This window comes from Streptomyces zagrosensis (genome assembly GCF_014203645.1).
Lineage (GTDB): Bacteria > Actinomycetota > Actinomycetes > Streptomycetales > Streptomycetaceae > Streptomyces > Streptomyces zagrosensis.
The window spans coordinates 308,676-322,252 of record NZ_JACHJL010000001.1 but is presented as its reverse complement, the minus strand read 5'-3'; the positions used below and the strand labels follow the sequence as shown (position 1 = coordinate 322,252).

Genomic DNA, 13,577 nt, shown 5'->3' with positions numbered 1-13,577 from the left:
GGTCGTTTGATGGCCTAACCATGTTGTCATGCAGGCGGCGTGGCCTTACCCGGAATAGCACTCCTGGCCACGTGATTCCCGGCTCAGCCCGACAGTCCTACGTCGAAGTCCCTACCGGCTCTCCGCCGAAGGAAGGAGCGGCAAGACGCCGGTGCCACCCCGTGGAGGCACCGGCGCCCGGCAGCCGGCCACTGCTGACCGGCTTTGCTTCACTGCTGACCGACTTCCTTGTTGATGGCCGCAGGAGAGTCGTAGTTCTTCTCAGGGAGCGACTTCAACGCCCCCATGACGTCCTTGCTGGCTCCGTGCTCCTTGGCCTGCTCTACGATGTCGCCCTTTGAGGCGGGGTAGTGCACTCCGCCCAGGCACTTCTGCATTTCGATCGGGTTCACGTCCATACGGCCATGAGAGTCGCCCCGCCCCACGGTCGCCAATGGACATCCGCCAAACGGGTGACCCGGTGGGCGCCACTGCGTACGGCTCAGGCCGGGTTCAGACCCGGGTTGCCCGCCTCCGTCACGAAGGACGCCACGGTGGCGATCGGGGCGCCCGGCTTGGTGACGTAGGGAACGGTCTTGTAGTCGGCGCGCGCCTGCTTGCCGTCGAGGGTGACGGCCACGTAGCCACGCTGCCCGTTGTAGAACTTCAGGTGCGCGTTGGCCTTCATGTACCGGTCCCAGTCGGCGGGCTTCTCCGCGCCGTCCTTGCCGCTGGCGATGGACGTGGTGACGAACTCGACGCCGACGGTGCGCGAGTCGGGCTTCGCGAAGTCGCGCTTGACGTCGAGCGCGTAGTGCACGTGCACGTCTCCGGTGAGGACCACCAGGTTGTCCACGCCCGCCGACTCGGCGCCGGCCAGCACCCGCTGCCTGGATGCCGGGTAGCCGTCCCAGGAGTCCATGCTGAGCTTGTAGTCGGCGCTGGAGGTGCTGCGCCGCTCGGCGAACGTGACCTGCTGCGGGACGACGTTCCACAGGGCCTTGGACTGCCGCCAGCCATCGATCAGCCAGCGCTCCTGCGCGGCGCCGGTGAGGGTGCGCGAGGGGTCTTGCGACTCGGGCCCCGGCACCTTCCAGCCGTCCCCGTACGCCTGGTTCGAGCGGTACTGGCGGGTGTCCAAAATGTCGAACTGCGCCAACCGGCCGTACTGAAGCCGCCGGTAGAGCCGCATGTCGGGGCCGTTCGGCCGCTGCGGTGCGCGCAGCGGCTGGTTCTCCCAGTACGCGCGGTAGGCGGCGGCGCGCCGGATCAAGAACTCCTCCGGCGGCACGTCGTTCTCGGGGATGTCGCCCGCGTAGTTGTTCTCGGTCTCGTGGTCATCCCAGGTGACGACGAAGGGGTGGGCGGCGTGCGCGGCCCGCAGGTCCGGGTCGGTCTTGTAGAGCGCGTACCGCAGCCGGTAGTCCTCCAGCGTCGTGGTCTCCCGGTTGAAGACGGCGGGCAGCGTGCGGTCCGTGTAGTTACGGGCCCCGCCGACCGCGTTCACGGCGTACTCGTAGAGGTAGTCACCAAGGTGGAAGACGACGTCCAGGTCCTCGTTGGCCAGGTGGCGGTGGGCCGTGAAGTAGCCGTCGTGGTACGCCTGACAGGAGACGACGCCGAGCCGCAGATCGGAGATGCGCGCCCCGGCAGCGGGCGCGGTGCGGGTGCGGCCGACCTCGCTGATCCAGGTGCCGGTCCGAAAGCGGAAGTAGTACACCCGGTCGGCCCTGAGCCCGGTCGGCTCGACGTGCACCGTGTGGTTGAACTCGGGGTAGGCGATGGTCGTGCCGCGCCGCGCGATACGGCGGAACTCCTCGTCGTACGCGACCTCCCAGCGCACCTGGACCTGCTTGCGTGGCAGGCCACCGCCGGTCTCGTACGGGCGCGGCGCCAGGCGCGTCCACAGCACGACCGAGTCGGGGCGCGGGTCGCCGGAGGCGACGCCCAGGGTGAACGGATGATCGGCGATCCGCCGCGCGTCCAGCGTGGCCGATGCGGCCTCCGCGCTGCCCGGCAGGTTGGTGGCGAAGGCGAGCGCCGCGGCGGCGCCCGTGACGGTCAGAAACCTACGGCGACCGAGGTGCGCCGCGGCGGCCCGCATGTCCCGTTCGGCCTGCTCCTCGTGCGATGCGTACGTCATCTGCCTCTCCCCGGGCTGGTGTTGTCGCTGGTGATTGGAGTAGAGGCGAACGGCGGCACGCTGACTCGTGTACGACGCATACATGTCGGGTGGATGAGTTCCCTCCCCGCAACGGGCCCTTCGGGGCATTCCATGACAGGTCCCTGCCACGATTGCCGTCGTGGGGAAGCCCATGCGTGAGGACGCGGAATGAGCGGCCGGGCGAGCAGGCGGCAGCGCAGCTGGCCCCGAAGGGTGCGGGCCTGGGCACCCGTACGTCCCGGCATCAGCAGCCTGCGGTCCGCGCCGGCCTCGAAGCGCATACATACGGGCATACATACGCATATGAAAAGGTCCTGAAGCACAGTGAGATCGATCGCTGCGCTTCAGCCGGCCCATCAGCGGCTGGGTGGGCGGGCGTCACCCGGCCCGCACGGCCAAGTTGGCGCCGGAATAGCCGGCTCGCGGGGACGGTTGCCCCGAGCATGACGACGCAGCGTGACCAAGGCCCACGGCCCACCGCCCCAGCCACGCGGGCCAGCGAGCAGCAGCCCGCTCCCGGCCAGGACACCCGGACCGCCCAGCCCCAGACCGCCACTCCCCCGCCCTCCGCCCCGGAGGCCGGCCCGAACAGCACTGGTCCGAGGGGCCCAGGCGCCGCCGTGACTGCGGAGGTGCTGCGCTATGCGGCGTTCACACACGACCCGGAGGGTGGCAACCCTGCTGGTGTGGTACTCGACGCGGCCGGCCTGTCCGACGCCGAGCAGCTCGCCATAGCGGCGGAATTGGGCTATTCGGAGACGGCGTTCCTGACCTCCCCACCGGTTGGCCTCGGTGGCGCCCCGGGCCGGGCGTTCACGGTGCGCTACTTCAGCCCGTTGGCCGAGGTGCCGTTCTGCGGGCACGCCACGGTCGCCGCCGCGGTGGCGCTCGCGGAGCGGATCGGCCCCGGCGAGCTGATGTTCGCCACTGCCGCCGGCACCGTTCCGGTCTCTGTGACCGTCCGGGACGGTGTCCCGTACGCCACGCTCACCAGCGTCGAGCCGCACGTATCCGAGGTCGCGGACGCGGACCTCGCAGAGACGCTGGCCGCGCTCGGCTGGACGGCCGCCGAACTCGACCCGCGGCTACCTGCCCGCATCGCCTACGCGGGCGCCCGGCACCTGGTGTTGGCCGCCGCCACCCGCGATCGGCTGGCCCGCCTTGACTACGACTTCGACCGGCTCGGCGCCTTCATGCGCGCCCTAGACCTGACCACGCTCCAACTCGTGTGGGCGGCCCCCGGCGCGACGTCAAAGTCGGCCGTCTTCCACGTGCGCGACCCGTTTCCTGTCGGTGGCGTGGTCGAGGACCCGGCGACCGGCGCGGCAGCAGCGGCGTTCGGCGCGTACACCCGCGCCCTGGGCGTGGTCTCGGCGCCCGCCACGCTCACCCTGCACCAGGGCGAGGACCTGGGGCGGCCTGGCCTCCTTGAGGTGCGCATCGCCGCCGATGACCCGCGGATTCGGGTGACGGGAGCGGGGATACGCATCCCCTGACCGACCCGCGCCCGCCCGCTCTGCTCCGCCTTGGCCGGGCCAGGCCGGGCCGACATGGCGATGACCATTTCCCGCCAGCACGTTGACGAGCCACTCAGCAAGCTTTCCTCATGACCCGGAATTCACCCACCGAATTCGGGTGCCACAGTACGAGGAAGGCAATAACAGCAAGGTCAACGCGACTGGAATCCAAGGTCATCGTCATCACCGGAGGAAACTCGGATATCGGCAGAGCGGTCGCGGAACGCATCGCTTCCGAGGGGGCAATCGTCGTGCTCGGAGCGCGACGCAAGGATCTCGGCGAGAAAGTACCCCGCGGCGAGGTCCCCGACGTCGTCACGGGCGCGGCGTGGGGAAGATCCCCGCGCTGCTCGGGGGTGGCGTAATACGACGGACGAGTCGGCCATATACGCCGGGTTCTGTCACCCCAGTGCCTTACGGCCCAAGGGGAGGCGGCCATCCATCTAGGGCTGCCGTTGCCGACAGCCTCGTGCGGTCTACCCGCGAACTCGGGCTGGCAGCCCTCAACCGTTCGCGCAGAGCCACTTATTAGCGGCTCCTTTTGACCTTGCTCCGGGTGGGGTTTACCGAGCCATCCGAGTCACCTCGGACGCTGGTGGTCTCTTACACCACCGTTTCACCCTTACCGAAAACCTGACGGCTTTCGGCGGTCTGTTTTCTGTGGCACTGTCCCGCGGGTCACCCCGGGTGGGCGTTACCCACCACCCTGCCGTATGGAGCCCGGACGTTCCTCGGCGGGCATCTTCCGAATTCCGCAGAACTCGGCAGAGCCCGACGCGACCGCCCAGCCGACTCGTCCGTCGTGCGCACCATGCTACCCGCCGACCGAGGCGCTCTCGGCGCTGGTGGGGGCGCAGGCCCGGCCGGCGCCCGCCGCCCGGGCAGTGGGAGGCGAGGTGGTCAGGCCCACAGCCCATGGCGCCCGGCCGCCGTGGGCGACAGAATCGGCCGCATGCGAATTGAGGCGGGGCTACGCCGCGAACTCGGCACCTTCGACGCGGTCATGACCGGGCTCGGGGCCATGATCGGCGCCGGGGTGTTCGCCGCGTTCGCGCCCGCCGCCGACGCCGCCGGCTCCGGTCTGCTGCTCGCCCTCGGTCTGGCCGCGGTCGTGGCGTACTGCAACGCCACCTCATCGGCGCGGCTCGCCGCCCGCTATCCGGCCTCCGGCGGCACCTACGTCTACGGGCGAGAACGCCTCGGCCCGTTTTGGGGACATCTGGCCGGTTGGAGCTTTGTGGTCGGCAAGACCGCGTCCTGCGCGGCGATGGCCCTGGTGGTGGGCTCGTACGTATGGCCGGACCACGAGCGGACGGTGGCGGTCGCCGCCGTGGTGACCCTGACCGTGGTCAACTGCCTCGGGGTACGCAAGGCCGCCTGGCTCACCTGGGTGATCGTCGCGGCGGTGCTCGCCGTCCTTGCCGCGGTCTGCGTCGCCGCGTGGAGCGGCGAGCACGCCCGGGCACCGTGGGCGGCGGACGAGACCGCCACTGAGGTGACGTTCGGCGGGGTGTTGCAAGCGGCGGGCCTGCTGTTCTTCGCGTTCGCCGGGTACGCCAGAATCGCCACGCTCGGCGAGGAGGTACGCGATCCGACCCGTACCATCCCGCGGGCGATCCCCCTGGCCCTGTGCATCGTCCTCGTCGTCTACGCGGCGGTCGGGGCCGCCACCTTGGCCACGCTCGGGCCCGGCGGGCTGGCGGACGCGAGCGCGCCGCTCGCCGACACGGTGCGCGCGGCGGGCGCGGGGTGGCTGGTTCCCGTCGTACGGGTCGGCGCGGCGCTCGCCGCGCTCGGCGCGCTGCTCACGCTGATCCTCGGCGTCTCCCGTACCACGTTGGCCATGGCCCGTGACCGACATCTGCCGGGGCTGTTGACAGCGGTCCATGCGCGCACGGCGGCCCCCTACCGCGCGGAGATCGCGGTCGGCGCCGTGGTAGCCGTGGCGGTGACGGTGGCAGATCTCCGCGGGGCCATCGGCTTCTCCTCCTTCGGCGTGCTCGCCTACTACGCGATCGCCAACGCCAGCGCACTCACCCTCACCGCCGAGGAGTCCCGCCCACCCCGCCTCATCCCCGTCATCGGCCTCGCCGGCTGCGCCACCCTCGCCTTCGCCCTGCCACTGTCGGCGGTCGTGACGGGAACGGCTGTAGTGGCGGGTGGGGCGCTGTCGTACGGGGCACGGGAGCGCTGGGGACGGCGGCGCGGGTAGGCACGGTTTTCACGCGGCCCCGCCACCGGCATAGGCTGCGGCGGGGCCGCCCACCGGTCGCCGTCCCGGACCCGGCGAGCCAGGTGCAGGCCCCCACGACATGCCGGCGCCCACAGGTGCCAGCGCCCGTGAGGGCTGGTGCTCGTAGGGTCAGCGGCCCGGGCCCTCCCGCTCGTACCGCGCAGCGTGGCGAGGCGCCCGCGGCCGATACCGCTGGCCCACGTCGTCGTATGTCGTTCCACCGTGTCGCCGTCCGGGTGAGGAGAACCACCGTGCTCGTGTTGTTGCCGCCGTCCGAGGGGAAGGCCCCCAGCGGGTCCGGCGCCGCCCTGAAATTGGACGCGTTGTCGTTGCCGGAGCTCGGGGCGGCGCGGGCTGCGGTGCTGGATGAGCTGGTGTCGCTGTGCGCGGGCGACGAGGAGAAGGCCGCGGAGGTCCTCGGGCTGAGCCAGGGATTGCGTGGCGAGATCGCCAAGAACGCCGAGCTGCGCACCGCTGGGGCCAAGCCCGCCGGGCAGATCTATACCGGTGTGCTCTACGACGCGCTCGACCTGGCCACCCTCGATTCGGCCGCACGGCGCCGCGCGGCCCGCTCCTTGCTGGTGTTCTCGGGGCTGTGGGGCGCTGTTCGGATCGGCGACCGCATCCCCTCCTACCGCTGCTCGATGGGCGTCAAGCTGCCCGGCCTCGGCGCGCTCGGTGCGTACTGGCGCGGCCCCATGAGCGAGGCGCTGCCCGCGGTCGCGGGCCGGGGCCTGGTGCTTGACCTGCGATCGGCGGCGTACGCGACGGCGTGGAAGCCGAGCGGCGAGGTCGCGGAGCGCACGGCGACGGTGCGCGTGCTCCAGTCAAAGATCGTGAACGGCGTGGAGAAGCGGACGATCGTCAGCCACTTCAACAAGGCGACGAAGGGCCGCATGGTCCGCGACCTGCTGACGGCCGGGGCCGCACCCCGTGGGCCAAGGGAACTGGTCGAGGCGCTGCGCGAGCTGGGCTACGCGGTGGAGGCGGCGGCCCCGGCACACCACGGCACGGCGTGGGCACTGGATGTAGTGGTGACGGAGCTCTGACGGCCCTTCATCCAGCGCGTTGCATCATACGCAACCATCGTTGCGAATAATGGAGCGTGGGCGGAAGATGGTCGAGTGACTGGTGCTGCTTCTTCCTCTGCTCCCCATTTTCCTGATTCCCCTGGTTCCTCTGGTGTCTCTGGTGCCTCTGGTGTCTCTCATGCCACTGGTACCCCTGATTCCCCTCAGTCTCCTCGTCCCTCCGTGCTGGGGCTCACGCCCGTCATCCCCGTGGTCGTCATCGATGACGCGGCGGATGCGGTGCCGCTGGCGCGGGCCCTGGTGGCGGGCGGCCTGCCCGCGATCGAGGTGACGCTGCGTACGGCCGTGGCGCCGGACGCGATCCGGGCCATCGCCGCCGAAGTGCCAGGCGCCGTGGTCGGCGCGGGCACGGTGCTGACGCCCGATGACGTACGGACGGCGCAGGCGGCGGGGGCACAGTTCCTGGTCAGCCCGGGGTGGACGGAGCGGCTGCTGGATGCCCTCCAGGGCTCGGGGCTGCCGTTCCTGCCGGGCGTGTCCACCGCGTCGGAGGTGCTGGGCCTACTGGACCGCGGGGTACGCGAGATGAAGTTCTTCCCGGCGCAGGCGGCTGGCGGCGCAGCGTATCTACGCGCCCTGTCCGCTCCGCTGCCCCAGGCGAGGTTTTGCCCCACGGGCGGCATCGGCCTCGCCTCGGCCCCGACGTATCTGGCGCTGCCGAACGTGGGCTGTGTGGGCGGCAGTTGGATGCTCCCCACGGATGCGCTCCGTGCCCGGGACTGGGCACGCGTCGAAAGCCTGGCGCGCGAGGCGTCCGCGCTGGGGCACACCGCGTAAGCCTGCGCGAGCGCATCAGGCAGGCATGGCAGGTACGACCCACGGACGCGAGGTGGCGCGCAGCGGCTACCGCAAGTGCGAGGTGTCGTTCAGCAGCCGCAGCGACGCGTTGCCGTCGCCGAAGTAGGCCACCGCCGAGAGGGACGCCGCCGAGAGTTCCATGCGGAACAGGGACTCCGGCGGGGCCCCGATGGCCAGTCGGACCAAGGTCTTGATCGGGGTGACGTGGGTGACGAGGAGCACCGTTTGGCCCGCGTGGCGCGCGATGAGCTTGTCCCGGGAGAGCGCCACCCGGCGGGCCACCGCCGCGAAGCTCTCGCCGTCCCCGGTAGGCGCGGTCCTTGTCGAGGCGAGCCAGGCCGTGAGGTCGGCCGGATAGCGCTCACGTACCTCGGCGAACGTCAGCCCCTCCCACGCGCCGAAGTCCGTCTCGCGCAGCCCCTCGTCGATCTGCACCTCAAGGCCGAGCCGTGCCGCCACCGCGTCCGCCGTCTCGCGGCAGCGCCGCAGCGGGGAGCTGACGATCGCCTGAACGGTGCCGCGTGCGGCCAGCGCAGCCGCCGCGTACTCGGCCTGGCGGCGCCCGGCGGGCGACAGTTGCGGGTCGGACCCGGTGCTGCCGGAGAACCTCTTCTGCGGGGTGAGCGCGGTCTCGCCGTGTCGGAGCAGCACAAAGGTGGTCGGCGGGGCCAGGTCCGCTGAGGCCGCCCAGCCCATCGCCGGCAGGACGGGCCGCGCGGTGGCGCCGGCAGCGGGAGTGACCGCACCGGATTCAGGAGTGGCCGCACCGGGCGCCCATGCGGCACCAGTCGAGTCCAAAGCCGCCGTGGAGTGTGCCGGCTGCCACTGCTCGCCCCGGCTGCCCGCGTCCATCGCCTCGTTGGCGAGCCGGTCGGCGTGCTTGTTCTGCTCCCGCGGAATCCACGCGTACGTCACCTGGCCGGCCGGAAAGATGGCCTGTGCCTGGGTCGCGAGCGGGCGCATGTCCGGATGCTTGATCTTCCAACGGCCCGACATCTGCTCGACAACGAGCTTGGAGTCCATGCGGACCCGGACCTGTGCCGTGGGGTCGAGCGCGTACGCGGCACGCAGCCCGGCGATCAACCCCTTGTACTCGGCCACGTTGTTGGTGGCCGTCCCGATGGACTCTGCCGCCTCGGCCAGGACGTCGCCGGTCGCCTGGTCGAACACCACGGCCCCGTAACCCGCGGGCCCCGGGTTGCCCCGAGACCCGCCGTCCGCCTCGACGACAAAGTGGTTCGCCATGTGAACTCAGAGACCCGACTCGGGCGTACGGATCAGGATGCGGCGGCAGTTCTCGCACCGCAGCACCTCGTCAGGGGCCGCGGCCTTGATCTCGTTGACCTCGGTGATGTTGAGCTCCAGGCGACAGCCTTCGCAGTGGCGCTGGAAGAGCCGGGCCGCTCCGACGCCGCCCTGCTGGGCGCGCAGCTTCTCGTACAACTTCAGCAGGTCGGCCGGTACGGAACCGGCGACGATCTCGCGCTCCTTGGTAGCCGTCGCCATCTCGGCCTCGATGGTCTCGGCGGCAGCGTCGCGGCGCGTGCTGGCATCGGCGATCTTGGCCTCGACGGAGGCGACGCGCTCGGTGAGTTCGGCAGCACGCTCCTGCGCGGACTCACGCCGCTCCATGATCTCCAGGACGACGTCCTCCAGGGCGCCTTGCCGCTTGGCGAGCGAGACGATCTCGTGCTGAAGGTTCTCCAGGTCCTTGGGCGAGGTGGTGGCGCCGGAGTCCAGGCGCTTTTGGTCGCGGGCAGCTCGCTGGCGGACCTGATCGACGTCCTGCTCCGCCTTGATCTGCTCGCGGGCGGTGTCGCTGTCCTCAGTTTGCGCGGCCACGAGCAGGTCGCGAAGCTGCGTCAGGTCGGCGTCCAGGATGTCGATCTCGTCGAGCTCGGGCAGGTTCTCCCGCTTGTGGGAGAGCTGGGAGAGCCGTACGTCGAGCGCCTGGACGTCGAGAAGGCGGATTTGGTCAGCGGGCGCGGCGTTCAGTTCGGGGCTCCAGAAGGCTAAGAGGGCTTGAGAGGGCTAAGGACAGCTTGAGGGCTAAAGAGTGCGGGCTGGGGCAGGTGAGGGCGCGTGCGCGGTCCATGGGTCGGTGACCGTACGCGAAATATGGGTGCGCAGGCCCCAGCCGTTCCGGTCGGAGATCTCATCGAGCTGGGCCGCGGCCTGCTCGGTCCAGGGCCACTCGGTGGCCCAGTGCGCGGCATCGACGAGGGCGAGCTGGCCGGAGGCTGTGGGCTCCCTACGCTCCCTGGCCTCGGAGGCCGGGTGGTGGCGCAGGTCGGCGGTGACGTAGGCATCGACGCCGGCCGCTCGGACGGCGTCGAAGAGGCCGTCGCCCGAGCCACCGCAGACGGCAACCGTACGGATCGTGCGCTCCGGGTCTCCGGCGATGCGCACGCCCTGCGCGGTGCGCGGCAGGCGCTCCGCGACCCGCTCGCCGAACGCGGCCAGGCTCAGCGGCGCGTCCAACTCGCAGATCCGGCCAAGGCCCCGGCGGCCCGCCGGGTCGCTCGGGTCGGGTACGAGCGGGGCGGTGACGCGCAGGTCAAGGGCTCCGGCGAGCGCGTCGGAGACGCCTGGGTCGGCGCGGTCCGCGTTGGTGTGCGCCACGTGCAGCGCGATGTCGTGCTTGATCAGTGTGTGCACCACACGGCCCTTGGAGGTCGAGGCCGCGACGGTCGTCGTGCCCCGTAGGTAGAGCGGGTGGTGCGTGATGAGCAGGTCGGCGTCGAGCCGCACCGCCTCATCGGCGATGTCCAGTACGGGATCGACGGCGAACAGGACGCGCGTAACGGGCCGGTCAGGATCTCCGCAGACCGTGCCGACGGCGTCCCATTCCTCGGCCCGCTCCGGGGGCCACAGAGCGTCGAGCGCGGTGAGAACTTCAGCGAGTGCGGGCACGGGTCAGAGGTTACCTGCCCACCGCCCCCGAACGCCCCGGAGCTGGGGCACCGCCTCCCGCCGCCGGCGCACCGTAGCCGCCGCGCTACCCCAAGGTCATCACACCGCTGCGACACCGCTCCGACGCCGAACCGCCACCTAGTAAGCACAGCCAACGGCGCGCGTGCCGGGAAACCGGGCGATAGCCACCCTTTCGCGTGAAGTGCCGCACCTCTCCCCGTTCGCACCCCGGTCGGGAAAAGTACGTTCAGGCGCCGGAGGTGACCGTTCCATGACGGCCTGTGCCATCGAGACCGCTCCCCAGACTGATCGCGACACCCACCACATTGATCGCGACGCGCGCCCTGCCACCCTTGGCGCCGCTCCAGGCCCTGCCCCCGACGCCCCACAGGGCGCGGCCGGGCGCGAGCCCGGGGGCCCCGGAGGCCCCGGAGGTACCGCCGCGCACCGGGGCCGGACTGACGGGGCTCCCCTCACCCTCACCGCGGACGGCTCGTACGCCGCCAGGCTCGCGGTCTGCCGTACGACCGGCGAACGGTTCCCGGAGCGCTGGACGCTGGACGGGCCCGAGCCGTACGCCGTGCCGCTGCCCACCCACCAGCCGGAGGAGCCGGACAGCGAGGTGCTGCCGCTGGCGGACGGGCGGGTGCTGATCCGGCGCCGCGTCGCCGAACGGCACGCGCTCTCGCTGCTGTACCCCACGGGCCCCGGTACCGGCGAACTACCGCTCGGGTTCATCGAGTGCGACACGCTGTCCCTGCTGCCGCCGGCGCCGTGCGGCGTCCTGGCGTACGCGCTCGCACGGGGCGAACAGTCCACCCACATTTGGTTGGTGCACGGCGGCTCGCTCGGGCCCGAGCACATCGCGGAGGTGCCGGGGCAGTGTTCCGCGGGAAGCTGGCTCGACCGTGAGGGGCGACTTTTGGCCCTGGACCGCGAGTTGGCGGGCCGGGTCAAGACCGTCGTCGTGGACCTGCGGCGAGGCGGCGAAATCAGTCCGCTGCTCCAGATCACCGAGGACAGCGATGACCGCCTCCTGCTCGCCGACCCGGACAGCGGTCTGTTGCTCGTACGATCCAACGCGCCCGGCCGGGACCGGCTCGGCTGGGGCGTGCTCGGCAGCGCGCGCCCGGTGCGGTTCCCCGACTGCCTCGACCCGTCCCCGGACGGCCCGCACCGCGGCGCCGCGGTGCCATCGGCGGTGACGTTGACGCCGTTCGCGGCCCAACCGGGCCAGACGCTGACGCCGGAGAACTGCGCGGTGGCGTTCCGCCTGGCGCCGGTGCGACCTGTCGATGCGGGTCGTGGCCCAGGGGCGGGCTGTGGTGCGGGGGCCAGCTTTGCAACGGGCCCCGGCGCGTCGGCCGGCTCTGGCGGGACAACGGACTGCGCCGCGGGGGGTCGGCCGGGGTGGAGTGACGGCTGCGGGCCGGGTGGCGACCAGGGGCCGGCCGGCGGCTACTCGCCGGATCGGGAGACCCATCGGCCCACCGCCGGCCGAGCGACGGAGGAGGGCCGGGGCCGCGGGGATGACGGCGGTAGTTGGGTCGTCCTATGGCGCCCCATGGAGCGCCGGCTGCACCATGTGTCGCCTCCGCCCGGCTGGCTGGCGGGTACGGGGCTGTGGACCCGCAACGCAGAACTCCGCCTGCCCTACGCCACGCCGCAGGCTCCCTGCGGCGTGGCCCGCCTGCGCATGCCGGAGCCCACCCCGAAGCCACGAGCGAGACAGGCGGCCCAACCGGGGCCGATGCCTATGCCCATGCCCATGCCCATGGCGGTGCCTATGCCGGTGCCGGTGCCGGTGCCGGTGCCGGTGCCTATGACCGTGCCGCTGGCGCCTATGCCAGGACCGATGCCAGAGCGGATGCCGATGCCGTATCCGCTGCACGGCGCGGCGGGGCGCGAGTCAGCAACGCACACCCGGGCGGGCCACGAGCCAGCGGGCGACGAGCAGGCAGCGCACGCGGGCGCGGGTCACGAGCCAGCAGAGCACGCAGCGCCCGCCTCCGCGCGGGCATGGTCGGCCGATGCGCGTCAACGAACTGCGGCCCCCTGCTCGGTTCCCCCGCTCGACGACGTACCCCCCGATCGCGACGGTGGCGTATCCCCCGCGGGCGACGCTGCGGCTGCACACCACCAAGACCCGCCCCCGTGGCGCGCTGGCGCTATCCAGCTCCGCGGGGTGGTGCACCCCATCTGCCGGCCCGTACCGCTACAGCAGGCGCCACTCACCGGCGACCGCTAGCAGTACGGGCCGGCACGGTGCCGGATGAGCCGAAGGAACGGCCACGCTGAGTAGTCGCATGGACCGACACCGTGGTCGGTCGAGCTGTGCGTGCCGGCCGCACTGGGTAGCCGTACGGGCCGGCAAGATGGCCGAATAGTGGTACAGGACCGATGAGTTGACTGCGCAGGTGATGCCCTCGGGCCGGTCATCCCCCATGGCTCCGGCAGCTGCCCGTAGCCCGGTAGCCGTGGGTGATCGACGGCCTGGTTAGACTTCGGTGGGGGCTGCGCAGCCGTACGCCTGGCACATTTTTCGGGTGTCGAACGGTCCTGCGCTGGTGGCGCGTTGACGTCGGTCACAGCCCGCATGCACGGGCAGTGACTCCCCACGCGCACCACACATAGCGATAGTTCACGGAGTGACTTCCCTCATGGCCAAAGTCCGAACGGAAACCGCCGAGGCACGTCAATTGGGCTCGCCCGCATCGCAGCTGGGCAGCAATGCCACCGCCGATGTGATGGGCGCGGGCAAGCACCGCGGGCCCGCAGCCGCTGAGCACCGCCAAGAACCCGTACAAGGAAAGCACCGACGACCAGCGGGCGAATAACGGCGGGCTGGGGTGACGGCAGCATGTCCGTCTGCACCGAAACGA

At 71.4% G+C, this 13,577-nt stretch carries 12 protein-coding genes and 1 other RNA gene; 7 read left to right on the top strand and 6 right to left on the bottom strand.

Going from position 1 to position 13,577, the window contains the following annotated elements:
- Positions 1-209: 209 nt before the first annotated feature.
- Complete coding sequence (locus tag FHS42_RS01425) at positions 210-398, bottom strand: DUF2795 domain-containing protein (protein ID WP_184568622.1); 189 nt, start codon at positions 396-398, stop codon at positions 210-212.
- 83 nt (positions 399-481) lie between these two features.
- Positions 482-2,122 carry an alkaline phosphatase D family protein gene (locus FHS42_RS01420; protein WP_184568621.1) on the bottom strand — a complete coding sequence of 547 codons (1,641 nt, stop codon included), beginning with the start codon at positions 2,120-2,122 and terminating at the stop codon, positions 482-484.
- Between the two features lie 464 nt (positions 2,123-2,586).
- Here FHS42_RS01420 and FHS42_RS01415 point away from each other — a divergent pair, with 464 nt between their 5' ends.
- Positions 2,587-3,639: a PhzF family protein gene (locus FHS42_RS01415; RefSeq protein ID WP_221475941.1), complete on the top strand. Its 1,053-nt coding sequence runs from the start codon at positions 2,587-2,589 to the stop codon at positions 3,637-3,639.
- A gap of 110 nt (positions 3,640-3,749) precedes the next feature.
- Entirely contained in the window at positions 3,750-4,025 is a 276-nt protein-coding gene (locus FHS42_RS01410; protein ID WP_184568620.1) for an SDR family NAD(P)-dependent oxidoreductase, read from the top strand.
- Positions 4,026-4,030: 5 nt separating this feature from the next.
- On the opposite strand, the gene rnpB is transcribed toward FHS42_RS01410, so the two are convergent.
- Positions 4,031-4,456: RNase P RNA component class A (rnpB, locus tag FHS42_RS01405), an RNA gene on the bottom strand.
- 156 nt (positions 4,457-4,612) lie between these two features.
- Here rnpB and FHS42_RS01400 point away from each other — a divergent pair.
- From FHS42_RS01400 to eda, 3 genes are all read left to right on the top strand, one after another.
- Positions 4,613-5,872 (top strand): APC family permease, encoded by a 1,260-nt coding sequence (locus FHS42_RS01400; RefSeq protein WP_184568619.1) that lies wholly within the window; start codon positions 4,613-4,615, stop codon positions 5,870-5,872.
- A gap of 272 nt (positions 5,873-6,144) precedes the next feature.
- Positions 6,145-6,942: a peroxide stress protein YaaA gene (gene yaaA / locus FHS42_RS01395; RefSeq protein WP_184568618.1), complete on the top strand. Its 798-nt coding sequence runs from the start codon at positions 6,145-6,147 to the stop codon at positions 6,940-6,942.
- A 204-nt stretch (positions 6,943-7,146) separates the two neighbouring features.
- Entirely contained in the window at positions 7,147-7,761 is a 615-nt protein-coding gene (gene eda / locus FHS42_RS01390; RefSeq protein WP_184568617.1) for a bifunctional 4-hydroxy-2-oxoglutarate aldolase/2-dehydro-3-deoxy-phosphogluconate aldolase, read from the top strand.
- A gap of 66 nt (positions 7,762-7,827) precedes the next feature.
- Here the strand turns inward: eda and FHS42_RS01385 are convergent, their stop codons facing one another.
- From FHS42_RS01385 to FHS42_RS01375, 3 genes are read right to left on the bottom strand one after another with little or no spacing between them, the layout of a single operon-like run.
- Positions 7,828-9,027, bottom strand: a complete 1,200-nt coding sequence (locus FHS42_RS01385; protein WP_184568616.1) for a bifunctional RNase H/acid phosphatase — start codon at positions 9,025-9,027, stop codon at positions 7,828-7,830.
- 6 nt (positions 9,028-9,033) lie between these two features.
- Positions 9,034-9,777, bottom strand: coding sequence for a zinc ribbon domain-containing protein (locus FHS42_RS01380; protein WP_184569022.1), 744 nt, complete (start codon positions 9,775-9,777; stop codon positions 9,034-9,036).
- Between the two features lie 54 nt (positions 9,778-9,831).
- Entirely contained in the window at positions 9,832-10,695 is an 864-nt protein-coding gene (locus FHS42_RS01375) for a Nif3-like dinuclear metal center hexameric protein (RefSeq protein WP_184568615.1), read from the bottom strand.
- A gap of 271 nt (positions 10,696-10,966) precedes the next feature.
- Between FHS42_RS01375 and FHS42_RS36510 the strand changes: the two genes are divergently transcribed.
- Both FHS42_RS36510 and FHS42_RS01365 read left to right on the top strand, forming a co-directional pair.
- A complete protein-coding gene (locus tag FHS42_RS36510; RefSeq protein WP_246494096.1) occupies positions 10,967-12,943 on the top strand; it encodes a hypothetical protein in 1,977 nt (658 codons plus the stop codon).
- A gap of 412 nt (positions 12,944-13,355) precedes the next feature.
- A complete protein-coding gene (locus tag FHS42_RS01365; RefSeq protein WP_184568614.1) occupies positions 13,356-13,532 on the top strand; it encodes a hypothetical protein in 177 nt (58 codons plus the stop codon).
- Positions 13,533-13,577: the final 45 nt, after the last annotated feature.

What these genes read in the sequence shown, in the direction of transcription:
- FHS42_RS01425 (WP_184568622.1), bottom strand. Translation starts at nt 398, where the DNA reads ATGGACGTGAACCCGATCGAAATGCAGAAGTGCCTGGGCGGAGTGCAC.
- FHS42_RS01420 (WP_184568621.1), bottom strand. Translation starts at nt 2,122, where the DNA reads ATGACGTACGCATCGCACGAGGAGCAGGCCGAACGGGACATGCGGGCC.
- FHS42_RS01415 (WP_221475941.1), top strand. Translation starts at nt 2,587, where the DNA reads ATGACGACGCAGCGTGACCAAGGCCCACGGCCCACCGCCCCAGCCACG.
- FHS42_RS01410 (WP_184568620.1), top strand. Translation starts at nt 3,750, where the DNA reads ATGACCCGGAATTCACCCACCGAATTCGGGTGCCACAGTACGAGGAAG.
- FHS42_RS01400 (WP_184568619.1), top strand. Translation starts at nt 4,613, where the DNA reads ATGCGAATTGAGGCGGGGCTACGCCGCGAACTCGGCACCTTCGACGCG.
- FHS42_RS01385 (WP_184568616.1), bottom strand. Translation starts at nt 9,027, where the DNA reads ATGGCGAACCACTTTGTCGTCGAGGCGGACGGCGGGTCTCGGGGCAAC.
- FHS42_RS36510 (WP_246494096.1), top strand. Translation starts at nt 10,967, where the DNA reads ATGACGGCCTGTGCCATCGAGACCGCTCCCCAGACTGATCGCGACACC.
- FHS42_RS01365 (WP_184568614.1), top strand. Translation starts at nt 13,356, where the DNA reads ATGGCCAAAGTCCGAACGGAAACCGCCGAGGCACGTCAATTGGGCTCG.